The sequence below is a fragment of the Bosea sp. (in: a-proteobacteria) genome (assembly GCF_023953965.1).
In the GTDB taxonomy this organism is placed as follows: domain Bacteria; phylum Pseudomonadota; class Alphaproteobacteria; order Rhizobiales; family Beijerinckiaceae; genus Allobosea.
On record NZ_JAMLIX010000002.1, the window covers coordinates 1,104,231 to 1,125,114 of the forward strand.

The window sequence follows — 20,884 nt, forward strand, 5'->3', positions numbered from 1 at the left end:
GCTTCAGCCCGGAACCGACACCGTCATGCCGTCGAACGCGATATCCGCAATTCCCGCCAAGCGACTGGTCAGGCTGGCATAATCCAGATCGACATGGAGATTGGTCAGGATCGCGCGCCGCGGCCTCAGCTTGGCGATCGCCTCCAGCGATTGCGCCAGATGGAAATGGCTCGGATGCGGCGTCTCGCGCAGGCAGTCGAGGATCAGGACATCGAGATCGGCCATCGCCTCCATCGCGGCCGGCGGGATCAGGCTGACATCCGGCAGATAGGCCAGGTCGCCGAAGCGGAAGCCCAGCGCCTCGTAGTTCGGCCCGTGCTCGACCCGGAACGGCAGCGCCGTGACCGGCCCGCCGGCGCCGTCGATGGTCTGCTGCCGGCCGGCCGTGATCTGGTCGAGATCGAGGATCGGCGGATAATAGCTGCCGGGCGGCGTCTCGAAGAGATAGCCGAAGCGCGCGCGCAGCGAAGCCTCGGTCGGGGTATCGGCATAGATGCGGATGCGCTGGCGCATGTGCAGCACGAGCGCCCGCAGATCGTCGATGCCATGGGTATGGTCGGCGTGGCTATGCGTCATCAGCACGCCGTCGAGCGCCGGCACCGCGGCCGCCAGAAGCTGCTCACGCAGATCCGGCGAGGTATCGACCAGAACCCGCGTCGTGCCGTCCGGGCCGGAGCGCTCGACCAGGATCGAGCAGCGCCGGCGCCGGTTCTTCGGCTCGTGCGGATCGCAGGCGCCCCAGCCGGAGCCCGGCCGCGGCACGCCGCCGGACGATCCGCAGCCGAGGATGGTGACGGTCAGCGTCATCGGTCGGCTCAAGCCACCTGCGCGACCGGCGCGGCGTGGTCCATCTTCCAGTAGCAGCGCTTGGCGTTCTCGGTGGTGATCCGCGCGGCCTCATCGAAAGAGACGCCGATCGCATCGGCCAGAACCTTAGCCGTTTCAACGACATAGGCCGGCTGGTTGCGCTTGCCTCTGAACGGAACCGGCGCGAGATAAGGCGCATCCGTCTCGACCAGAAGGCGCTCGCGCGGCACCATCCGGGCGATCCGGCGCAAATCCTCCGAGGTCCTGAAGGTCAGGATGCCGGAGAAGGAGACGTAGAAGCCGAACTCGACGCCGGCCAAGGCGAGCGCTTCGCCGGCGGTGAAGCAGTGCAGGATGGCCGGGAAGGCGCCCTTCCCCGTCTCCTCGCGCAGGATCGCGATCATGTCGTCATCGGCCTCGCGGGCATGGATGACGAGCGGCAGCCGCGTCATCCGCGCCGCGGCGATATGGCTCCTGAGTCCCTGCGCCTGCGCTTCGCGCGGGCTGGAATCGTAATGGTAGTCGAGCCCGGCTTCGCCGATGGCGACGCAGCGCGGATGGCGCGCGAGCTCGGCGAGCCGCTCGGGCGTGACGTCGAGCTCCTCATGCGCCTGATGCGGATGCGTGCCGACCGAGAACCAGACCGAGGCAAAGCGCTCCGCGATCGCCGCGTAGTCGGCGAAGCGGGCGACGCGGGTCGAGATCGTCACCATCCGGCCGACCCCGGCCTCCTCCGCCCGCGCGACATAGGCCGGCAGTTCCTCGGCGAAGTCCGGGTAGTCGAGATGGCAATGCGTATCGATCAGCATCACGCCGCCTGGCCGTCCTCGGGCTCGACATAGCGCGGGAAGATCGCGCTCGGCGCCGGCAGGACCGTGCCGCTGACGAGCCGATGCGCCGGGCCGAGCGAGGCGAAGCCGCGCGCCTCGGGCGCGACGCCGAGGAGATCGAGTAGCTTGCCGGCGGCCTGCGGCATCACCGGCTGGACCAGGATCGCGATCTCGCGCAGCACCTCGATCGTGACGTAGAGCACGGTGTCGCGGCGGGCCGGGTCGGTCTTGCTCAGGCGCCAGGGCTCGTTGCCGGCGAAATAGCGGTTCGCCTCCGCCACCACGGCCCAGAGATCGGCCAGAACGGTATGAAGGGCGAAATCCTTCATCGCCGCGCGCGCCTTGGCGAGCGCCGCGTCGGCCATGGCGAGCATGGCTTCGTCGGCCTCGGTCAGCGTTCCGCAAGGCGGCACCCTGCCCTCGCAGTTCTTGGCGATCATCGTGAGCGAGCGCTGCGCCAGATTGCCGAGGTCGTTGGCGAGGTCGGCATTGATGCGCCCGACGATGGCCTCGTGGCTGTAGTTGCCGTCCTGGCCGAAGGAGACCTCGCGCAGGAAGAAATAGCGCAGCTGGTCGACGCCATAGAGATCGGCGAGATCGAACGGATCGACGACGTTGCCGACCGACTTCGACATCTTGGCGCCCTTGTTCAGCAGGAAGCCGTGGCCGAAGACGCGCTTCGGCAGCGGCAGCCCGGCCGACATCAGAAAGGCCGGCCAATAGACCGCGTGGAAGCGCACGATGTCCTTGCCGATGATGTGGACGTCCGCCGGCCAGTAATGCGCGCGCGGGCTGGCCGGATCGGGGAAGCCCGTCCCGGTGACGTAATTGTTCAGCGCATCGACCCAGACATACATGACGTGCTTCGGGTCGCCCGGCACGGGCAGGCCCCAGTCGAAGGTCGTGCGGCTGATCGAGAGGTCCTCGAGCCCGCTCTTGACGAAGGAGACGACCTCGTTCCGGCGCGTTTCCGGCGAGATGAAGTCCGGCACCTCCTCATAGAGCTTCAGCAGCCGGTCCTGATAGGATTTGAGCTTGAAGAAATAGCTCTCCTCCTCGACCCATTCGACCGGCGTCCCCTGCCCGCCGAGCCGCGTGCCGTCGGGCTGGAGGGTGGTCTCCTCCTCGCCGTAGAAGGCTTCGTCGCGCACCGAGTACCAGCCGGAATATTTGGCGAGGTAGATGTCGCCATTGGCCTCCATCCGCCGCCAGAGCTCCTGGGTCGAGGGCAGATGGTCGGCATCGGTGGTGCGGATGAAGCGGTCGAAGGAGCAGCCGAGGCGCTGCTCCATTTCCTGGAAGCGCGCCGCGATCTTGTCGACGAACGCCTTAGGCGAGAGGCCGTTCTGCGCTGCCGTGCGCGCCACCTTCTGGCCGTGCTCGTCGGTGCCGGTCATGGCGAGGACGTCGTAGCCGTCGAGGCGCTTGAAGCGCGCGATCGCGTCCGACGCCACCATCTCATAGGCGTGGCCGATATGCGGCGGGCCATTGGTGTAATGGATCGCGGTCGTCAGATAGAATTTCGGGGCCGTGGCCATCGTCCGTCCGCAAGCTTCGCTTCACGCTGCGCGCGAGCGGGAAACCGCAGACGACAGATCATGAAACAGGGTCATCACCAGCGGCCGGCGGTCGAGATTATAGGTCTCGGCCTCGCGCGCCGCAGCCCTGAGCTTTTCCCATACCTCCGCCAGCGGTGCAAGGCGCCCCGGCCCGCCCGCGGCATGGGCGTGGAGGTGGTCGGAAATCCAGCCCTGCACCGTCTCGATCATCACCGTAAAGTCGCGTTCGCCCGCCTTGCCGGCGACATCCTCGGCGAGCGCAATGAGGGCGGAAAGGTCGATCTGCGGCAGCGCGTCGAGCCGCGCCCTCACCGCCTCGACCAGCGCCAGCGTCTGCGGATCGACATAGGTCAAGGCCCGCCGCACCGAGCCTTCGGACAGCCTTGCGGCCTGCGCCAGCGCCGAACCGTCGAAGGGCATCCCCATGCGCTCCAGCGCCAGCCGGCCAGCCTGCGCGACATCGGCCTCGGCCAGCGGCTCGAAGGTCATGAGCCGGCAGCGCGAGCGGATCGTCGGCAGCATCCGCCCCGGCGCATGGGCGACGATCAGGAACAGCGCCCGCGGCGGCGGCTCCTCCAGGAGCTTCAAAAGCGCATTGGCGGCCGGACGATCCATGTCCTCGGCCGAGTCGACGATGCAGACGCGCCAGCCGCCCTCCGCCGCGCTCGCGCCGAAGCGGTCGATCACCCGCCTGACGGCGTCGACGGGGATGTTGCTGGTATAGCCCTTGCCGTCCTGCTTCGGAATCCGGCGCAGCACATGCAGGTCCGGATGCGATTGCGCCATCACCCGCCGCACCGCCGGGTCGGCTTCCGGCATGGCGAGGTCGGCGCTCCTTGCCGCGCGCGCCTGCGGATCGCCACCGGCGAGCAGGAAGCGCGCCGCACGATAGGCGAAGCTCGCCTTGCCGATGCCCTCCGGCCCGCCGAGCAGCCAGGCATGGTGCATGCGGCCGGACGTCAGCGCCTCGAGGAAGATGCGCTCACGCGCGGCATGGCCGACGAGGGCGAGCGTCTCGCGCGGATGCGGCGCGCTCGGCAGCCGGTCGGGTTCGTCGCTGGTCTCTCGCATCACGGTTCCGGATCGACGGGAAGGCGCTCGCGCAGGACGCGCCATGCGGCCTCGGCGAGCGCCTCGGGCGGCTGCGTCGCGTCGAGCACGACGCAGCGCTGCGGTTCCGCCTGGGCGATAGCGAGATAGGCTTGGCGCAGATTGCGGTGGAAGGCCAGCGTCTCGCCCTCGAAGCGGTCGGCCGCCTCCCCCGGCCGGCGCCGGCCGGCGGCGCGGGCAAGGCCGATCTGAGGATCGAGATCGAGGATCAGCGTCAGCTCCGGCATCAACCCCGAAACCGTCACGGCCTCGAGCGCGGCCAGGAGCGCGCGATCGAGCTTGCCCAGCACGCCCTGATAGACCCGCGTCGAATCGATGAAGCGATCGCAGATCACCCATTCGCCGCGCTCCAGCGCCGGGCGGATCAGGCTATCGATATGGTCGATCCGGGCGGCCGAGAACATCAGCGCTTCCGCGAAGGGCCCGAAATCGCGCACCTGCCCCGCCAGGATTGTCCCGCGGATCGCCTCGGCCTTGGGCGAGCCACCGGGCTCGCGCGTCGTCCTGGCCGTGATGCCGGCTGCGCTGAGCCGCTCGCTGAGCGCGCGCGCCAGCGTCGACTTGCCGGCCCCCTCCCCGCCTTCGAGCGTGATAAAACGGCCCTTGCCCATGATCGCGCCGCTCAGCTCCGGCTCAGCGCCTTGCGGACCCAGCCGGTCGCCGCCTCGATGAGCGCATCCAGCGCCCGGCTCTGCAGGCTGCCGGCCTGCACGCTCTCGGCCGCGTAGAGCGGGATATCCAGCGTCTTGACCTCGCCGCGCGTCACCACGAGGCGCGCCACCTCCGCCCCTTCCTCGACCGGCACCGAAAGCGGCCCGCGATAGACGATCCGGGCCGCCAGCCGCTCGCTGCCGCCGCGCGGCATCAGCAGGCTGACCGCACCTTTGCTGCGCAAAGCGACCCGGCCCTTCTCGCCGCCATAGACGCTGGCCTCGCCCACGGTCTCGCCGGCGGCGAAGAGTTCGCGCCGCTCGAAGGCGCGAAACCCCCATTCGATGAGCTTGCGCGCCTCGTTCGCCCGCTCGCGCGCGGTCTTGAGCCCGTTGACCACCACGATCAGCCGCTGGCCGTTCTGCACGGCGGAGCCGACCAGGCCGAAGCCGGATTCGTCGATATTGCCGGTCTTCAGCCCATCGGCGCCGATATCCATCATCAAGAGCGGGTTGCGGTTCTGCTGGCGGATCTTGTTCCAGGTGAATTCGCGCTGCCCGAAGATCCTGTAGAGTTCGGGGTAGGTCTTGATGATGTGGTCGGCGAGCAGGGCGAGCTCGCGGGCCGTCACCCGCTGCTGCGGATCGGCCATGCCGGTCGCGTTGCGGAAGCTGGATTTCGGCAGGCCGAGCGCCCTCACCCGCTCCGTCATCACCCGGCCGAAGGTCGCCTCGTCGCCGGCGATCGCCTCCGCCAGCGCGATCGCCGCATCGTTGCCCGACTGGACGATGATACCCTGCAAGAGGTCGGACAGCTTGATCCGGCTGTTGAGGACGGCGAACATCGTCGAGCCGCCGGAAGGGGCGCCGCCCTTGCGCCAGGCGTTCTCGGAGATGCTGATCTCGCTGTCGAGCGTCAGCCGCCCGGAGGCGAGATCCTGAAAGGCGACGAGCACGGTCGCGAGCTTGGCCATGCTCGCCGGCGCCATCAGCGTGTCGGCCGCCTTCTCGTAGAGCACCGTCCCGCTTTCCGAATCGAGCAGCACCGCGAACGGTGCCTGCGACTGGAAGCCTTGCGCCAGCACGGCGGGAACGAAGCAGAAAAGCCCGAGCGCCAGAGCCAAGCCGGCCGCCAGCCGTCGGATCGCGGGCGCCGCACTCTGTCGCTGACGGGAAAAGGCGTTCATGCCCCGATGTGAAGCAGAGCGCCCGCCATCAGGTCAAGCCGGGCGCTTCTCAGTTGCGGGCGAGCGGCTGCAAGGGCTGCGGCGCGAGCCTGTTGAGCGGATGCGTCTTGGCAAGGCGCCCGGCCGCCCCTTTCTCCGGGGCGGCGAACAGGCTCGCCAGATTGGCCCGCGGCGGCGGCAGGGTCGTGCGCAGCGTCGCGGGCATCACGACGGGCCTGGCCGCGCCGGCGATCGTATCGAGATCGAACGGCCGGTTCGGCGGCAGCGGCGCGGTGCGCAGGCTGGGGCCTTCGACCGGCGTCGAGACGGCGGAGGCGAGCGTCGCGACGACCGGGGCGGAGGGCGTGATCGTCCGCGGCTGCGGCGGGGCATAGGCCTGCACGACCGGCGTGGCGACGGGCGCCGGTTCGGCTGCCGGCGGCGCATCGAGGTCGACGCTGCGCGTGCGGGTGGTGGCGACCGGCTCGGCGCTGGCGACCATGGTCCGGGCGCTGGTGCCCGGGATCGGCGCGGGCGTGCCGTCGGTGCGTAGCGTGGCGAGGAGGAGCTTGTCGTCGGAGCCGGCGAGCGAGGCCTGGCCGAGATATTCCATCTTGATGCGCGCCGTGCCGAGATGGCGGAAGGCGAGCGCGTCGGCGGTGGCCTGGGAGAGGTCCATCATGCGCCCGCCATGGAAGGGGCCGCGATCGTTGACGCGCACGATGATCGAGCGGCTGTTCATCAGGTTGGTGACGCGCGCATAGGCCGGCAGCGGCATGGTCGGATGCGCGGCCGAGACGCTGTGGCGGTCGTAGATCTCGCCATTGGCCGTCCGGCGGCCGTGGAAAGCCTCGCCATACCAGGAGGCGGTGCCGACCTGCGCATAGCCGACCGGCTTCTCGAACGGGACATAGCGCTTGCCGGCGACGGAATAGGCCTTGCCGATCAGCTGACGGCCGCCGCCCTTCGGCACGTCCTCGCCTTCCGCGACCACGCGCGGGCTGGCGGTACCGTATTTCGCCTGCGGGAAGGCGCCGATCTCCTTGGAGCGGCGCCCGGCGACCTGGTTTCCGGCGCAGTTGGCGGCGAACAGGCCGGCGAGGACGACGCATCCGAGACGGGCGACGGTGGGAACGCAGGAGGACGCCGGCATCGGCCCTGACATCATGGAGGCAATCTCCCTGGCCGAAAGGCTAGCGTCTCGCATCATTCTGCCGTTCCGCTTCGCTGCGCCGAAAACACGTCTTCCGGCTCGGCCGCCACAGGCGGCATAGCCGAGTTTTCAGCCAATTCCTTTAAGGGATCGTTAAGTCGCGGGGCTCCGCCGGAAAGCGGGCCGCCGAACGGCCATCCCTGCGCCCTGGGGCGGCCACAGGAGCGTTCGAAACGGGGCACATGTCAACCTGGAGCGGCCCCGGCTGCGATTTTCCTGTGCGGCGTGACCTCGAGGACACGGTTTCGAGCCCCTGCCACCGCTCGACGCCGGGTTCAGGTTCCGCTTGCAAATCGGCTTCCTGACCGGCATTGAACGGCCGCGCGGAAGGGTGGCCGAGTGGTTTAAGGCAGCGGTCTTGAAAACCGCCGTGGGTGCAAGCCCACCGTGGGTTCGAATCCCACCCCTTCCGCCACCTCGGTATAAAACCGGGAACGCCGATTTCCGCCGTTTTCCCTCCCTTAGTGGCTACCAGCGTCCTCAACAGGGTGCTTTTGCTGCCTTTGATGTAGATTGCGTCGTCCGCGACCTCGACGTGCTGGGCGAAGGCCCGGACGTGTTCCCGCCGATAGCCGCCCTTTCCAAGCCGGAGTCGGGTGCGGGCTTCACTCGCCAGTTCCCGCACGGCTGCCCCTGTGAGGCCCTGATGGGCCGAGCTTTTCAGCATGGCCTCGGTTCTTTCGGCGTCGGCGCGTGCCTGATCCCGTAGCGCGGTAAGGCCCGCTATCCGCTCGCCGAGGGCGGCTTCGGCCGGGTCGAGCGAACCAGCCTCGATAGCGTCGTAAAGCCGCTTGAGGCGCATGTCGGCCTCGGCCGCGCGCTGGTTCAGCTCTGCAATGTGCTGGCTGCGCCGCTCGACGCTCTCCTGCCGGCGGTCGAGCAGCGAGGCGAGCACATCTTCGATCCTCTCGGGGTCCAGCACCCTTTCCTCGATATGGCTGACCACTATGCGATCGAGCTTGTCCATGGGGATCGCGCGGCCTTTGCAGCCGGTCTCGCCCTGCCGCGCCCGGATCGAGCAGGCATAATAGCGATAACGGCCGTTCTTGCCGGTGCGCAGCGTCATCGCACCTCCGCAATTGCCGCAATGGCAAATGCCGGTCAGCAGATTTGGGCCGCTGACCACGCGCGGCGGCGTCACCTTCGGATTATTGACCTGCAAGCGCCTCTGCACCGCCTCGAAGGTCTCAAGGTCGATCAGCGGTGGCACCGCGACGGTGACGATTTCCTCCTCGGGCTTCACGTCACCCTTTTTGGAACGGCGATTGAACCGATGCTCGCCGATATAGGTGCGCCGGGTCAGGATACGGTGGAGCTGGCCGATGCCCCAACGCCCGCCGCTGCGGGTGAACATGTGGTTCCTGTTGAGGTAGCTGACGATGTTCTTGACGCCCATGGGGCCGGACGTGCCGTCGCCTTCCGTTGCAAGGCGGAAGATCAGCCGCACGGTGTCGGCGTGCAGCGGGTCGATTTCCAGCTTCTTCTTCATCTTCGCGCCGCGCTGCTCGGCATCGACGACGCGGTAGCCGATGGGCGGAAGCGAACCGTTCCAGAAGCCTTGGCGGGCGTTCTCCTTCAAGGCGCGCAGGACGTGCTTGGCGTTCTCCTTCGACTGGTATTCGTCGAACAGCGCCATGATCTGCCGCATCATGACGTGCATGGGGTCGTCGCCCATTTCCTGTGTGATGGACACCAGCCGGACGCCATTCTTGGCGAGCTTCCTGACGTTGAACTCCAGCTCGAAGTGATCGCGGAAGAAACGCGAGAAGCTGTGAACCACCACCAGGTCGAACGGCGCGGGCTTGCTGGTGCCGGCCTCGATCATCCGTTGGAACTCGGGGCGACGGTCGTTGGTCGCCGATGCTCCGGCCTCGACGAAGGTTTCGACAAGCTGGTAGCCGCGCGAAGCGCAATAGGCTTCGCCCTGTTTGCGCTGGTCGGGGATCGACACGTCATGCTCGGCCTGCCGGGCGGTCGAGACGCGCAGATAGAGCGCGGCGCGCAGGGCGACGTGTGGGGACTGAATGCTCATCATTGGCCTCCTTTTGCCGCGCGGCGTTCGAGCAAGGGCAACGCCAGCTCCACGCGATCATGCAGCACCTTGGGCACGAGCTTCTGGCCCTCGCCGGGGTCCATGCGGATCAGGCCGTAGCGCGCCATTTTCTTGAGGGTTCGGGACAGGTTGGGCTTCGCCCGCCCCGTGATCCGCGACAGTTCCTCCAGCGAGCCGGGCGACTGCTCGTCGATGACGCGCAGCAGCTCGCGGTTCCCGCTGGAAAGGAGCTGCGCGAAGGATTCCATGGATGTGAACCACACCTTCGGATCGTCGGCCGCCGGCTTTTCTTCGCCGCGCGCGATCCGCATGGTGCGGGCCTTCATCTCATCGTAGCCGGCAATCCCGACTTTCAATGTGGTCATAGCACGCCTCGCTCCTTCAACACCGCGTCCACCGCCTGCCAGAAGTCGGCCAGCAGCGTGGCCGCATCCTCGTAGGCGTAAGGCTTCACGGTCTGGAGACGGTGCCGATGGTCCATCGGCCCGCCACGCCTGCCCCGGCCGACCGGATGGGCGTTGTCGAAGCCGACCAGCCGCTCGCCCGAAGGCCCGTGAAGCGTGAGCGAGTAATCGAGGCCGTGCGGCTTCTCCGGCGAGACCGGAACGCGGGTGACGACGAACTTTACCCAATGGCCGCTCTCGGGATCGACAACGAGCACCTGACCGTCGAGGTCCAGAAGCGTGTCGAGGCTCGGGTCACGATCCTCGCTCATGACTTACTGTTATCATCAGAGGATAACGATTTCAAGCCCTGATTGTCAGGATCGTCGATGGGGCCGAACAGCCGGTCGAGCACGTCGCCGAAATACCGCTCGAAGATTTGCAGTTCTTCCTCGGTGACCGGCACCTTCTCGGGCCAGTCGTCGAAGACAGGCAACGACTCCACATCGACGATGCGAAGCGGCGACCTTCGGCGCTCCCGCCCGTCCGACGTGGGTTCGTCGGCATAGTCGAAAAGATCGTCGGGAAGTGTCTCGGGAACCGGCTGTCGCGGTCGCCCTTTGCGGGCGCGGCGGCGCTCTGCGCACATGGAATCCTCCTTGGCTCTGGTGGATTCCGGGGCACTCACGGTCCCGGAATTAAGCGAACCATGGAGGGCAGTCGGCGGCCTGTAGCGTGCCGCATTTGCGCCTATGCGCTGGCGGCACCCCTGCGTCAGTTGCAGAGACACTAGCGGATAACCAGCAACATCCGGGGCCGCGTTGCGGCCCCGGATGCCTCTTGGCTTAGAACGTCAGCCTACATGCCTGACGGATGGCGATCTGGACCGGCGATGGAGGTAGCGCCGGATCAAACTCGTCCTTCGGCAGCAGCGGCGGCTGTGCCATGAAACGCGGCTGCTCCCCTCGATGAGGTTGCGCCGCATGGACGATGAATGGGTGACATAGGTAGACGGTGCCCGCCGCACCTGTTGCCAACGCAACATCGCAACCTTCCGTAGAGGCGTAGCCATTCTCGGAAAGTTGCCTGAGTGTCGCGCCTGCATTGCCGTAGGGCAGCAACTCACGTGCAATCGCCGCATGTGACCCTTTTCGTATTTTCGTAGGCGCGTCATTGGGACCAACATCCGAAAACAGAAACAGCATCAACAAGGCGCGTCCGCTACTCTTAACGTTGGCCCGCCACTCCATGAAATCTGGATTGTCGGTGCCAAAGCTCACGTCCACATGCCAGCCGTCGTCACCGGGAGATTCTGGTGACGGAAAGCGGATGGGAAAGGTTCCAACACCTTTGGGGGCAAGCCATCGGCCTTCCCCAACGAGTTGGTCGTAGGCTTTGTGCAGTTGCGGCGTGTTAGCAGCTTCGATGAAGGGGGGCGACGACTTGAACCCCACTCGAACAACGGGTTGAGTCCAGTTTTCAGGTTCGTCCGGTGACAGACCTATATCCGCCCACAACTCGTCCCTCCCTTGCTTTGCAAGGTTGGCGCTGAAGGCATTTTCGATTTTGACAAACCCATCGTCAATGAAGCTCTGGACCTGACCAGAAGTCAGGCCGACATGCTTAGATTTAGGCATTACAAACACATTCTCCGTTCGGCCTCCGCGTCAGCAGGGCCGTCTTAATCTGAACGGCGCAGGTGCGCCGGCACGACTTTCAGTCGTTCAGATCAGCGGGAAGAATGTGGAAATGAACATCATGGGTGTAACGTATGCTCCGTAGCGGATGGTTTCAAGGGCGCATGACGAAGCACATGCCGCGTCGCAGGATGCTTGATGGTTAGCATATCCCCGTCATGGAAAACAGGTAGCTGCGTACAATTTTTTGCTCTTGCCACGCACATATACCAACTCAAGCTCATGTTTTTATGGTCTGTCCTGCTTCCCGCCGTGCCTTTGCGAAACCGCGATCCGTGGCGATGAACCGCTCCAGCATGGGCACGATCAGCCTGACGGGATCGGCGGCGGACTGGCCGCTCTCGCGGGCCAGCACCTCGGCATAGGCGACCAGATCGCGGTGAAGCGGCGCGGGCAGCTCTACCGTCACCTTGACGGGCTTGTCGTCGGGCAGCGGGCCGAGTTTCAGCTTGGTCATTGTCAACCTCCTGCCGGCTCGAACACAAGGTCGCGGGTGACGATGATCCTGACCGGGAAGCCGGGCCGGATGGTGAGCGTCGGCGCGACCTGCAACTGGCGCTGAACGATCTGCTGGCCCGCCTGATTGACGGTATCCTGCGCACCGTCGCGGATGGCCCGGATAAGCCGGTCCTCGTCGCTGGTCGCCAACTCCGTCCCGACCGCGAGCAGCGTGGACAGTCCGGCCGCCTTCATCAGATCCCACCAATGATAATCGACGCCATCCTCAAGGCCGGCGTAACCGCTGGCGTCCGCGCCCGGCAGGCGCTCCAGAACGATGGAACGGCCGCCCGGCAGGATCAGGCGGTTCCACACCAAAAGCACCCTGCGCTGGCCGAAGGTCACGCCGTCATCATATTGGCCGATGATGCGGGTGCCCTGCGGGATCAACAACAGCGAGCCGGTCGGGCTGTCATAGACGTTCTCGGTGACTTGCGCTGTGATCTGGCCCGGAAGGTCGGAGCGAATGCCGGTTATCAACGCAGCGGGGATCACGGCCCCGGCCTGAAGGATATAGGGCGATGCCGGCGGCGCGACACGATCCGGCGCGACGGTCTGCCGGTCCACGGGTCCATTGAGGAAAGCCGTGTGCCGATCCTGCGTCGCAGGCTGTCCACCAAGGCCAAGACCGGCAAGGCCGGGCATGGCCGTTCCTGCTGGTGCTCCCGTGCGCGGGCCGGACTGGAAAAACAGGTTGCTCAAGCGCGCGGCTTCTTCCTCGGCGCGGCGGCGTTCTTCCTCTGGATCGACGGCGGGCGTCGCCATGACGGGCGGTGCAACCGGCTGGCCCCTGTTCTGCGCATCGAGGATGGGGCGGCCCAAATCTCCGGGCAGCGCGGGGCCGAGAACCGGGCCGGTATAGTCGCGCGGCAAGCCCGACAGGCCGTCCGCCGTGGGCCGGTTCTCGGTAGAATAGAGTTCCTCGCCGCCCGGTCCTGCATCGCGGGTCTGGAGAGCGTAGATGAGCGCCCCGCCGATGCCGAGCAAGGCGACGGCACCGACGCCTGCCAGCATCTTGCGGGACAGGCGGGTGACGCGGGGCGTTTCGGCGCGTAGCCGCATGGGCGCGGCGGTGTCGGTGATAGTGGTGTCTGTCATGACGGGGAGTCTCCGGTCGCGCTGGCGGGCTGCGCGGCGGCGGCCTGCGGCGGGTTGATGCGGACGATCCTGACCGTCTGCTGGCGGCTGCCGCTGCCAAGGCGCAGCTCGGCCGCGCCGAACAGGCGGTCCACGATCAGGATGTTCTGATGGACGCGGCTGTTGACGATCTGCGGCTCGCCATCGGAGCCGAGCACGAAGATCGGCGGCATCTCGCCCTGCACGATCCCGGCCGGGAAGACGACATAGACGCGGCGGCCATCGTCGAAGACGGAGATGGGTCGCCATGGCGGGCTATCGCCTGTCAGGCCGTAGCGGTAGTTCCTCGCAGCCTCGGCCGGGATGATCGGCGCGGCCGGGACGGTCTGGCGCTGGCCTGCTGGCGGTGTGGGATAGGCCCATGCCACGGCCGGCATGTAGTGTGCAGGGCGGTGAGAAAACCATCCAGTGAAGCGCCTGCGTTTGTGCGGGCGCGGGCGGCGTAAAAGTCGTCCACTGGATAGGCTGATCCCTTTCGGGGTCGGCGGGGATGTTCGCTGTGGAGGTCTACGCGGCGGTTCGCGATTTCGTTTTCAATCAGAAGCAGAGCCGACGGGAAGCGGCTCGCGTGTTCGGGCTGAGCCGCGAAACGATCGCCAAGATGTGCCGGTTCTCGATCCCTCCGGGCTACACGCGCACGAAGCCGGTCGAGAAGCCGAAGCTCGGTCCGCTGCTGCCGGTGATTGAGGCGATCCTGGACGGAGACCGGGCGTCTCCGGTGAAGCAGCGCCATACGGCGAAGCGGATCTTCGAGCGGCTGCGGGACGAGCACGGCTTTGCCGGCGGCTACACGGTGGTGAAGGACCATGTGCGGCTCTGCCGGGCGCGGGGCCGCGAGACCTTCGTTCCGCTGGCCCATCCGCCCGGTCACGCCCAGGTGGATTTTGGCGAGGCGCTGGCGGTGATCGGCGGCGTGCGGCAGAAGATCCACTTCTTCTGCCTGGACCTGCCACAGTCGGATGCCTGCTTCGTGAAGGCGTATCCGCGCGAGACGACGGAAGCGTTCCTGGACGGTCACGTCTCGGCTTTTGGCTTCTTCGGCGGTGTGCCGCTGTCGATCCTCTATGACAACACCCGCATTGCGGTGGCGAAGATCTGCGGCGATGGCCGGCGCGAGCGGACGCGGGCCTTCACGGAGCTGGTGAGCCACTATCTGTTCCGGGATCGGTTCGGGCGCCCGGGCAAGGGCAATGACAAGGGCAAGGTCGAGGGGCTGGTGAAGTATGCCCGCTCGAACTTCATGACGCCGATCCCTTTGGCGGCGAGCTTCGCCGAACTGAACGCGATGTTGGCCGAGCGCTGCCGCCGGCGACAGGACGAGCGGGCCGGCCGGCATGCCCAGACGATCGGAGAGCGGCTTGTTGCCGATCTCGGGGTCTTGCGCCCTTTGCCGGCAGTGCCGCTGGAGCCGTGCGAGAAGCGTGGTGCGCGGGTCTCGTCGACGGCGCTGGTCCGATATCGGTCGAACGACTACTCGGTCCCGACGGCCTATGGCTTCCAGGACGTGGTGGTGAAGGGCTTCGTCGAGGAGGTCGTGATCCTGTGCCGGGGCGAGGAGATTGCCCGCCATCCCCGCAATTACGGGACGGGCGTGTTCGTCTCCGATCCGCTGCACTATCTGGCGCTAATCGAGGAGAAGCCGAACGCCCTCGACCAGGCCGCGGCCTTGCAGGGCTGGGACCTGCCCGAGGCCTTCCAGCACCTGCGCCATCTCCTGGAAGCGCGCATGGGCAATCGCGGCAAGCGCGAGTTCATCCAGGTGCTGCGGCTGCTGGAGGCCTTGCCGCGCGAGGTCGTGAGCTTCGCCGTCGGCGAGGCGATCCGGCTGGGCGCGATCGGCTTCGATGCGGTGAAGCTGATCGCGCTGGCGCGGCTGGAACGGCGCCCGGCCCGTCTGGATCTGGCGGCCTATCCGTATCTGCCGAGGACTACGGTGAAGACGACCTCGGCGGCCGATTACGCCGTGCTCCTGCCGGGAGCCGCGGCATGACGGGCTCGGGGAAAGAGACGATGCCGGCGGGCACGACCGCTGGAACGCCGCAGGTCCTGCTGGCGCACCACCTCAAGCAACTGAAGCTGCCAACCGTCCTGCGCGAGTACGACAAGGTGGCACGGGAATGCTCCCGCGACGGCGTCGATCATCCCCGCTACCTGCTACGGTTGGTCGAGCTCGAACTGATCGACCGGGAGCGGCGCACGGTCGAGCGGCGGATCCGGGCGGCGCGCTTCCCAGCGGTGAAGAGCTTCGACACCTTCGACTTCACGGCGATCCCGAGCCTGAACAAGATGCTCGTGCTGGAGCTGGCGCGCTGCGGCTACATCCTGCGCCGGGAGAACATCATCGCGCTCGGCAACAGCGGCACCGGCAAGACCCATGTCGCCCTCGCGCTCGGGCTGGCCGCTTGCCAGAAGGGCTTCTCCGTCGCCTTCACGACGGCGGCTTCGCTGGTCAACCAGCTCCTCGAAGCCCGCGACGAGAAGCGCCTGCTCAGGCTCCAGCGCGAGTTGCAGGCGGTCAAGCTGCTGATCGTCGACGAGCTCGGCTATGTGCCGCTGTCGCCGACCGGCGCCGAGCTCCTGTTCGAGATCTTCTCGCAACGCTACGAGCGCGGCTCAACCATCGTCACCTCGAACCTGCCCTTCGAGGACTGGACGTCCGTCCTGGGATCGGAGCGCCTCACCGGCGCGCTGCTCGATCGCCTGACCCACCACGTCAGCATCCTCGCCATGAACGGCGACAGCTACCGCCTCAAACAATCGGCCGGCCGCCGGCGCGCCTCCGCCGCGGCGGGGCAAAAACAGACCACCGCCAACGAAGCCGATCCAGAAACCGGCGAGATCATCCCCTGATCAATCCCGACAGCGCGATATGGCAGGGGCCCCGATCGGGGCCCCTGCCATATCCGCCACCCTCAACGCCAGTGGCCTGCTTTTACTCCGCCACGCTGGCCTGGAATCCGACCGCCGTTGACACGGCTTGGCCGGAAGCGCAGAACTGGCAGGCGAAGGCACATCCAACCTGTGACGAAATACAGGCGGTGTGTCCGTCGTGACGACGGATCAGAACGCTTTCAACGGCATAACCGTCATGAAGGCCGAAAAGCACCTTCTGCGACCGACCGCCGCGCTCATGCGTGATTTTGCGAAGGCTCCGCAACTGGACGCCCCGAGCCTCTGACCAGTTCCGCAAGGCGCGCGGCAGGTCCATGTGTGGGCAGAACAGGTCGCGATAGGCGATTTGCGGCCCGCTGCTCGCGTTCAACGCATCGAACTCGTCGGCCATGAGGTTCAGCGCCAAGGTTGGCGCAGGCAGTGCTTTTTGTCGTTCGGCCCCCAACGGGCTGGGTTCTTGTATAGGCATGATAGTCGTTCCGGGTTTCCGTGCCCGGCGATACCGTGGCGCATGCCTTATAAATAACCGACACGACTGTTATAAACAACCCTCCAGATGGTGTTACCCGAACACATGGTCGGGATAGAGGACGGACAGAAGCATGTGGGTGCGCTTGGTCATGAAAGCCGCTAGCTCGCCTTCCGGCTCAACGAGCCATTGCATGCAAGACCCCTGAATGACCGTCTGAATCAAGCCGGCGGTATGCTCGGGTGGGCGCGGCCCGGCGGGCAGTCGTGCCTCGATAGCTTTCAGGACCAGTCTGTTCCGCTCCGCCGCAAGGGCGCGAAGCGACGGCTCCTGAACGTCTCCCCACAATAGAAGAAGGTAGCCTTCCGTTCCGGCACCGTCACCCATACCGGCGATGAGGTCCTTGAGCATCGCCCACAGCGGATCGAGGCCCTTTTCGGGACTCGCACCCGCGAAATAGTCGCGCACCTCCTGCGTGTTGCGCTCCATGACCTTTAGATGCAGCGTCGCCTTGTCTTTGAACCGCTGGATCAGTGCAGCCCGCGAGATGCCGACCGCTTCCGCAACATCGGAGAGGGTGAAGGCCGATGGACCTTTCTGAAGAAGGATGCCTAGCGCGGTATCTAGAATGAACTCATCGCTATGAAGTTTCGGTCTCGGCATATCTTCTTTTCTACTGCTCGCTTGAATGATGGCCCCTACAATAGCCGGCATCCAGCGTGAGATACACGGGGCATGATAGATACCGGATGAAACACGCGTATGTGCTAAAGGCCAAGGTCATGCCTTCGCCCCAACTGCCACGACACCGATCCGCCCTGCACGACGCCAGTGATCTCGCGGCCGAGCTGGCGGTCGATCACCGGCCGCCACGGGACAAGCGTGAACTCATGGCTCTTTTCCACCACGGCGAACTTGCCGCTCGATAGCTGAACGGTCCCGGTGAACTTGCCGCTGACGTTCTCGCCGTCCGTGGCGGCACGGAACGGCAACCCCTTGCCCTCGGCCATCTCCGCGCCAATGCGGGCAACCTCCCGCTCGCGCAAGGTGGCGAGAAGGCTGCGCCGGTAGAAGATGCGGCCGTTCCGTGCTCGGGTGGCATCGCCCTGTTCGATGTGATGCTCGCGCCGCTGGTCCATCGCCTCACGCACCTGCTGGCCGAAGCCGGCCGGCGCAAGGTCGGCCGTTTCGCCATGGACCAATCGCCGGTCCAGCCATGTCGTGCCGTCCGATCCGATCTGCTTGCCTAGATCGACCGGGGAAAGGATGCGAACGCTGGCCTGCCGGTCACGGCCGGCGTCATAGGCGGCGGCGCGGCTGACCAGATCATCGGGGATGCGCCATTGGTCGGCGTCGATCCTCTCGACGATCCCGGCGCGGCGCAATGCCTCCAGTCGCCGGACATGGGCATCGACATAGCCCTCATAATCGCCGCCCGGAACGCGGCCCTCGAACTTCGCCTGCTCCAGATGGCGGCTCGGACGATAGATGCCGTCCTCGGTGATGGCGGCAATGGCGCGTTCGGACGGTCGGGCGGTCGCCTCGGCCGGGCCGATCTGGACGACGCTGCAAACGCGGGCGTCCTCCAGCCGCTCGGGCGCGATGCCTGCGATGTGGTGCGTCCTGCCGTCGATCCCGTCCACCACAATGGTCAGGTTCTCGCCCAGCTCGTCCGACAGGTGCTTGTCCACGACGCGGCCGACGATGGGTGTCTCTGGCGCTCCGTCATGGATTTGAAAGCTCATGGGATCGCGTTCGCCTCCCTGCGGGCCGAGCGCCTTCTGCATGGTGCGGATAATGTCGCCGCGCTCGCCCAACTCGCGCAGGGCCGGCTCCATGTCCTTGCTCAACTCCCAAACGCCGGGCGCGTGCTCGGTCGCCAGTCCCATCTTCTCCAGCTTGGCGAGACGGCGCAGGCGTAAGGTGCGCTCGAACTGGCGGCGCGGTGCGGCCGGTTCATGGCGCAGGTCGAGGAACCGGGCATCGGCTTCCTCGGCCATGGCGCGGTCAATCCGGGTGAAGCGGTCCTGGTCTATCTCGGCCGACAGCTTGCGGGTCTGCTCGATTTCGGTGACGGGGCCGAGTTCCAGACTGGCAAGCTCGCTGGCGCGCTCCCGTAGGCCGTTGGCGAGGTAGTCGCCATTGATGATTAGATCCTCGCCCATCTCGTCGCGGCCGTTGACGATGACATGCACATGGGGATGGCCGGTGTTGTAGTGGTTGACGGCGACCCAATCGAGTTTCGTGCCGAGGTCGGCTTCCACCTGCTTCATGAAATCGCGGGTGTAGGCCGTGAGGTCCGATAGCTCCGCGCCATCCTCGGGCGAGACGATGAATCTGAACTGGTGGCGGTCGTCCTTGCCGCGATCAAGGAAGGCGTCGCCATCGGCGCGGTCCTCGGTCGCCGAATAGAGCCGGCCCCGCTCGCCGTCGCGTGACGTGCCGTCGCGCTGGACATAGCGCAGATGCGCGCGGGCGCGTGCGCCCTTCCACGCGGCCCGAACGCTGCGCTGCTTGACGATCACGCGGCGGCTGCCGGGCTGGCGATGATGCCATTGGCCGGAGATGTTCCGAGCGCGCACGAAGCTCGCGCCCCGGCCGCGCTTCACGCCCTTGCCGCTGGCGACCACGGCACGGGACCGCCCCGGCGATGACGGGCGAGCGGATGACGGCATGGAAGGATCGCGGGAGGCTGCTGCCTGATGCTGCCGGGTGATCTTCTTGACCTGCGTGAAAAAGCTCTTGGTCTTGCCGGCCTTCGGTGTGTCGGATCGGATACGGCCCGGCTTCGGACGGAAGCGGTTTTCATCGTCGGCGCTCATGGGCGCGACTCCTGATAAAACCACCGAAAAACGGCTGATATGGGCCTATGGTGCCGCTCGAAACCCAGCAAAGCCAAGGCTTTGTGCGAAATCGCGGCACGCGACCCCTCAAAACCATGGTGCCGGAACCGGCCACCTAACCAGTGTGCAGACAACAACAATTTCCAGAAGCGGCCCGATATGGTGCCGTCTTCTTTAATCTTGCCCTCCGCCCTTTCTGCCTTTTCTGCCCCTCCTGCCGGGAATCCAGCCGGGCAAAAACCTGCCTGACTGGACACCGGAATGAGCGCCGCCGAGCGCGGGAACGCCGCCCTCATGGCGTTCCCGAACCGCTCGCGTCGGCGACGAAAATGCTGTCGCCCTGCGACTCTGCATCGGCGGGATCGCGCGCCGGAACGGTCGCGCGGGCGTCGCCGGATTGTGCGTCGGACGGCGGCGCGGCGACGGCCCGCGTGTCGCCCGGACGCATGACGAACAGCGGTGCCTCGCGCCAATCAGGCGGCGGTGGCGGTGCCGATGACGGCGGTTCGGTTGCAGCCGCGCCGCCGAGGATCGGCGCGAGCGCGGCGACATAGGCCCGCGTTTCGGCCGGCAGGGTGCGGCCGGTCGCAAGGTATTCGTCATAGCGGCCGGGGCCGGCGTTATATGCCGCGAGCATCGCCGCGACATTGCCGTAGCGATCCCACATTTCGCGCAGGTAGGCCGTGCCAGCCATTATGTTGTCGCGCGAGTCGTAGGGGTCGCGGCCGAGGCCGTAGCGGATGCGCAGGCCCGTCCATGTGTCGGGCATCACCTGCATCAATCCCATCGCGCCGGCCGACGAAACCGCACGCACGTCGCCCGCGCTTTCGGCGCGCAGCACGGCACGAATCCATTGCTCGGGGATGCCGAAACGCTGCGACGCCTCGGCGATGTGGACCGCATAAGGATGGGCGGCGGCCGGGCGCTCGACGGGCGCGGATTGTGCAACCGCGACGCCCGATCCCGCGCAAACGGAAAGCGCGCCGGCCAGTATCAGGACGGCATAGTGCCATGCAGTCCTGTCTCCGCTTCGACACCAGCCTGCCAGCGTGCGCGCTGCGGTCAAGGGCAAGGCGCTAGCGCCGGCCGATGGCCGCCCCTGACCTTCGCTGTGCGCGCCGGCCGTCCGGTGGCCGAGCGGGACGAAGGGATGAGACGGCTTTTCCGCGAACAAAGGGATGACGATCCTGGACCGGATGGCGGGCCGGACGCGCGCGGCCGTCATTCCTCGTCCTCGACTTTCCGGGGGTGCTTCCAACGCAGCGTCCAGACCGAAGGATCGTCGTTGGACTGGAACAGCTTGGCGCGGATCGGGAACGGGAAGATCGGTCCCTCCAGCCTCATCGACACGAAGTCGCCGGCATTTTCGCTGGCGTCCTTCCATGTCGGGCCGGCGTCCGGGCCGTCCTCGCTATCGAGGCGCACGCGATAGTCGGGCGCGTTTTTCACGTCGCTTGGCTTGGCCGGGACTATGAACAGCTTTTCGTGCAGGCCGAACGAATGAAGCTCCCCGGCATAGCCGGTTTCGGTGCGGGTGAAGGTGCCTATTTCTGCCATGGGAAATCTCCTGCGGTTGG

Annotated in this window: 20 protein-coding genes, 1 tRNA gene and 3 pseudogenes; 3 read left to right on the top strand and 21 right to left on the bottom strand. The window is 66.5% G+C overall.

Features of this window, described 5'->3' with window-relative positions; genetic code table 11:
• Positions 1–3: 3 nt before the first annotated feature.
• From M9917_RS20315 to M9917_RS20345, 7 genes are read right to left on the bottom strand one after another with little or no spacing between them, the layout of a single operon-like run.
• The gene (locus M9917_RS20315) at positions 4–807 is read right to left on the bottom strand and encodes an MBL fold metallo-hydrolase (protein WP_297256787.1); all 804 of its coding nucleotides are present in this window, start codon (positions 805–807) and stop codon (positions 4–6) included.
• 8 nt (positions 808–815) lie between these two features.
• Positions 816–1,616, bottom strand: coding sequence for a TatD family hydrolase (locus M9917_RS20320; RefSeq protein ID WP_297256790.1), 801 nt, complete (start codon positions 1,614–1,616; stop codon positions 816–818).
• Positions 1,616–3,175 (bottom strand): methionine--tRNA ligase, encoded by a 1,560-nt coding sequence (gene metG, locus M9917_RS20325; protein WP_297256792.1) that lies wholly within the window; start codon positions 3,173–3,175, stop codon positions 1,616–1,618. Before metG ends, M9917_RS20320 begins: the two co-directional genes overlap by 1 nt.
• 21 nt (positions 3,176–3,196) lie before the next feature.
• The gene (locus tag M9917_RS20330; protein WP_297256794.1) at positions 3,197–4,267 is read right to left on the bottom strand and encodes a DNA polymerase III subunit delta'; all 1,071 of its coding nucleotides are present in this window, start codon (positions 4,265–4,267) and stop codon (positions 3,197–3,199) included.
• Positions 4,267–4,917 carry a dTMP kinase gene (gene tmk / locus M9917_RS20335; protein ID WP_297256796.1) on the bottom strand — a complete coding sequence of 217 codons (651 nt, stop codon included), beginning with the start codon at positions 4,915–4,917 and terminating at the stop codon, positions 4,267–4,269. The genes M9917_RS20330 and tmk overlap by 1 nt, the downstream gene beginning before the upstream one ends.
• A gap of 11 nt (positions 4,918–4,928) precedes the next feature.
• On the bottom strand, positions 4,929–6,143 hold the full coding sequence (locus tag M9917_RS20340) for a D-alanyl-D-alanine carboxypeptidase family protein (RefSeq protein ID WP_465246395.1): 1,215 nt from the start codon (positions 6,141–6,143) through the stop codon (positions 4,929–4,931).
• A gap of 49 nt (positions 6,144–6,192) precedes the next feature.
• A complete protein-coding gene (locus M9917_RS20345; protein ID WP_297256799.1) occupies positions 6,193–7,290 on the bottom strand; it encodes a septal ring lytic transglycosylase RlpA family protein in 1,098 nt (365 codons plus the stop codon).
• Positions 7,291–7,660: 370 nt separating this feature from the next.
• Here M9917_RS20345 and M9917_RS20350 point away from each other — a divergent pair.
• Positions 7,661–7,750 (top strand) — tRNA-Ser (locus M9917_RS20350).
• 576 nt (positions 7,751–8,326) lie between these two features.
• Here M9917_RS20350 and M9917_RS21785 read toward each other — a convergent pair.
• The 8 genes and pseudogenes from M9917_RS21785 to M9917_RS20390 form a co-directional block, all read right to left on the bottom strand.
• Positions 8,327–9,370, bottom strand: a pseudogene (locus M9917_RS21785) (recombinase family protein); the annotation flags it as partial.
• Positions 9,367–9,753, bottom strand: coding sequence for an HVO_A0114 family putative DNA-binding protein (locus M9917_RS20360; protein WP_099547435.1), 387 nt, complete (start codon positions 9,751–9,753; stop codon positions 9,367–9,369). The pseudogene M9917_RS21785 and the gene M9917_RS20360, both read right to left, overlap by 4 nt.
• Entirely contained in the window at positions 9,750–10,103 is a 354-nt protein-coding gene (locus M9917_RS20365) for a toxin-antitoxin system TumE family protein (protein WP_099547434.1), read from the bottom strand. The genes M9917_RS20360 and M9917_RS20365 overlap by 4 nt, the downstream gene beginning before the upstream one ends.
• Positions 10,100–10,420, bottom strand: a complete 321-nt coding sequence (locus M9917_RS20370; RefSeq protein WP_099547433.1) for a hypothetical protein — start codon at positions 10,418–10,420, stop codon at positions 10,100–10,102. Before M9917_RS20370 ends, M9917_RS20365 begins: the two co-directional genes overlap by 4 nt.
• A 196-nt stretch (positions 10,421–10,616) precedes the next feature.
• The gene (locus tag M9917_RS20375; protein ID WP_099547432.1) at positions 10,617–11,408 is read right to left on the bottom strand and encodes a phytanoyl-CoA dioxygenase family protein; all 792 of its coding nucleotides are present in this window, start codon (positions 11,406–11,408) and stop codon (positions 10,617–10,619) included.
• Positions 11,409–11,688: 280 nt separating this feature from the next.
• A complete protein-coding gene (locus M9917_RS20380) occupies positions 11,689–11,925 on the bottom strand; it encodes a DUF2274 domain-containing protein (protein WP_099547431.1) in 237 nt (78 codons plus the stop codon).
• A 2-nt stretch (positions 11,926–11,927) separates the two neighbouring features.
• Complete coding sequence (locus tag M9917_RS20385) at positions 11,928–13,064, bottom strand: TraB/TrbI/VirB10 family type IV secretion system protein (protein WP_099547430.1); 1,137 nt, start codon at positions 13,062–13,064, stop codon at positions 11,928–11,930.
• Positions 13,061–13,483 (bottom strand): annotated as a pseudogene (locus M9917_RS20390) (TrbG/VirB9 family P-type conjugative transfer protein); the annotation flags it as partial. The gene M9917_RS20385 and the pseudogene M9917_RS20390, both read right to left, overlap by 4 nt.
• 110 nt (positions 13,484–13,593) lie before the next feature.
• Between M9917_RS20390 and istA the strand changes: the two are divergent.
• Both istA and istB read left to right on the top strand, forming a co-directional pair.
• Entirely contained in the window at positions 13,594–15,093 is a 1,500-nt protein-coding gene (gene istA / locus M9917_RS20395) for an IS21 family transposase (RefSeq protein ID WP_297250232.1), read from the top strand.
• Complete coding sequence (gene istB, locus M9917_RS20400; RefSeq protein WP_465246306.1) at positions 15,090–15,953, top strand: IS21-like element helper ATPase IstB; 864 nt, start codon at positions 15,090–15,092, stop codon at positions 15,951–15,953. The genes istA and istB overlap by 4 nt, the downstream gene beginning before the upstream one ends.
• 82 nt (positions 15,954–16,035) lie before the next feature.
• Here the strand turns inward: istB and M9917_RS20405 are convergent, their stop codons facing one another.
• The 6 genes and pseudogenes from M9917_RS20405 to M9917_RS20425 form a co-directional block, all read right to left on the bottom strand.
• Positions 16,036–16,386, bottom strand: coding sequence for a hypothetical protein (locus M9917_RS20405; RefSeq protein ID WP_297256805.1), 351 nt, complete (start codon positions 16,384–16,386; stop codon positions 16,036–16,038).
• Between the two features lie 171 nt (positions 16,387–16,557).
• A complete protein-coding gene (locus M9917_RS20410) occupies positions 16,558–17,127 on the bottom strand; it encodes a TetR/AcrR family transcriptional regulator (RefSeq protein ID WP_029074205.1) in 570 nt (189 codons plus the stop codon).
• A 104-nt stretch (positions 17,128–17,231) separates the two neighbouring features.
• Positions 17,232–18,629 carry a DUF3363 domain-containing protein gene (locus M9917_RS21790; RefSeq protein ID WP_371413031.1) on the bottom strand — a complete coding sequence of 466 codons (1,398 nt, stop codon included), beginning with the start codon at positions 18,627–18,629 and terminating at the stop codon, positions 17,232–17,234.
• 9 nt (positions 18,630–18,638) lie between these two features.
• Positions 18,639–19,286 (bottom strand): annotated as a pseudogene (locus M9917_RS21810) (relaxase/mobilization nuclease domain-containing protein); the annotation flags it as partial.
• Between the two features lie 313 nt (positions 19,287–19,599).
• Positions 19,600–20,532: a lytic transglycosylase domain-containing protein gene (locus tag M9917_RS20420; protein ID WP_246751659.1), complete on the bottom strand. Its 933-nt coding sequence runs from the start codon at positions 20,530–20,532 to the stop codon at positions 19,600–19,602.
• Positions 20,529–20,864: a DUF736 domain-containing protein gene (locus tag M9917_RS20425; protein WP_207588934.1), complete on the bottom strand. Its 336-nt coding sequence runs from the start codon at positions 20,862–20,864 to the stop codon at positions 20,529–20,531. Before M9917_RS20425 ends, M9917_RS20420 begins: the two co-directional genes overlap by 4 nt.
• Positions 20,865–20,884 lie beyond the last annotated feature (20 nt).

What these genes read in the sequence shown, in the direction of transcription:
- M9917_RS20385 (WP_099547430.1), bottom strand. Translation starts at nt 13,064, where the DNA reads ATGACAGACACCACTATCACCGACACCGCCGCGCCCATGCGGCTACGC.
- M9917_RS20330 (WP_297256794.1), bottom strand. Translation starts at nt 4,267, where the DNA reads ATGCGAGAGACCAGCGACGAACCCGACCGGCTGCCGAGCGCGCCGCAT.
- M9917_RS20410 (WP_029074205.1), bottom strand. Translation starts at nt 17,127, where the DNA reads ATGCCGAGACCGAAACTTCATAGCGATGAGTTCATTCTAGATACCGCG.
- M9917_RS20320 (WP_297256790.1), bottom strand. Translation starts at nt 1,616, where the DNA reads ATGCTGATCGATACGCATTGCCATCTCGACTACCCGGACTTCGCCGAG.
- istA (WP_297250232.1), top strand. Translation starts at nt 13,594, where the DNA reads ATGTTCGCTGTGGAGGTCTACGCGGCGGTTCGCGATTTCGTTTTCAAT.
- tmk (WP_297256796.1), bottom strand. Translation starts at nt 4,917, where the DNA reads ATGGGCAAGGGCCGTTTTATCACGCTCGAAGGCGGGGAGGGGGCCGGC.
- istB (WP_465246306.1), top strand. Translation starts at nt 15,090, where the DNA reads ATGACGGGCTCGGGGAAAGAGACGATGCCGGCGGGCACGACCGCTGGA.
- M9917_RS20405 (WP_297256805.1), bottom strand. Translation starts at nt 16,386, where the DNA reads ATGGCCGACGAGTTCGATGCGTTGAACGCGAGCAGCGGGCCGCAAATC.
- M9917_RS20360 (WP_099547435.1), bottom strand. Translation starts at nt 9,753, where the DNA reads ATGACCACATTGAAAGTCGGGATTGCCGGCTACGATGAGATGAAGGCC.
- M9917_RS20345 (WP_297256799.1), bottom strand. Translation starts at nt 7,290, where the DNA reads ATGATGTCAGGGCCGATGCCGGCGTCCTCCTGCGTTCCCACCGTCGCC.
- M9917_RS20370 (WP_099547433.1), bottom strand. Translation starts at nt 10,420, where the DNA reads ATGTGCGCAGAGCGCCGCCGCGCCCGCAAAGGGCGACCGCGACAGCCG.
- M9917_RS20425 (WP_207588934.1), bottom strand. Translation starts at nt 20,864, where the DNA reads ATGGCAGAAATAGGCACCTTCACCCGCACCGAAACCGGCTATGCCGGG.
- metG (WP_297256792.1), bottom strand. Translation starts at nt 3,175, where the DNA reads ATGGCCACGGCCCCGAAATTCTATCTGACGACCGCGATCCATTACACC.
- M9917_RS20365 (WP_099547434.1), bottom strand. Translation starts at nt 10,103, where the DNA reads ATGAGCGAGGATCGTGACCCGAGCCTCGACACGCTTCTGGACCTCGAC.
- M9917_RS20340 (WP_465246395.1), bottom strand. Translation starts at nt 6,143, where the DNA reads ATGAACGCCTTTTCCCGTCAGCGACAGAGTGCGGCGCCCGCGATCCGA.
- M9917_RS21790 (WP_371413031.1), bottom strand. Translation starts at nt 18,629, where the DNA reads ATGGGCGAGGATCTAATCATCAATGGCGACTACCTCGCCAACGGCCTA.
- M9917_RS20380 (WP_099547431.1), bottom strand. Translation starts at nt 11,925, where the DNA reads ATGACCAAGCTGAAACTCGGCCCGCTGCCCGACGACAAGCCCGTCAAG.
- M9917_RS20375 (WP_099547432.1), bottom strand. Translation starts at nt 11,408, where the DNA reads ATGCCTAAATCTAAGCATGTCGGCCTGACTTCTGGTCAGGTCCAGAGC.
- M9917_RS20420 (WP_246751659.1), bottom strand. Translation starts at nt 20,532, where the DNA reads ATGACGGCCGCGCGCGTCCGGCCCGCCATCCGGTCCAGGATCGTCATC.
- M9917_RS20315 (WP_297256787.1), bottom strand. Translation starts at nt 807, where the DNA reads ATGACGCTGACCGTCACCATCCTCGGCTGCGGATCGTCCGGCGGCGTG.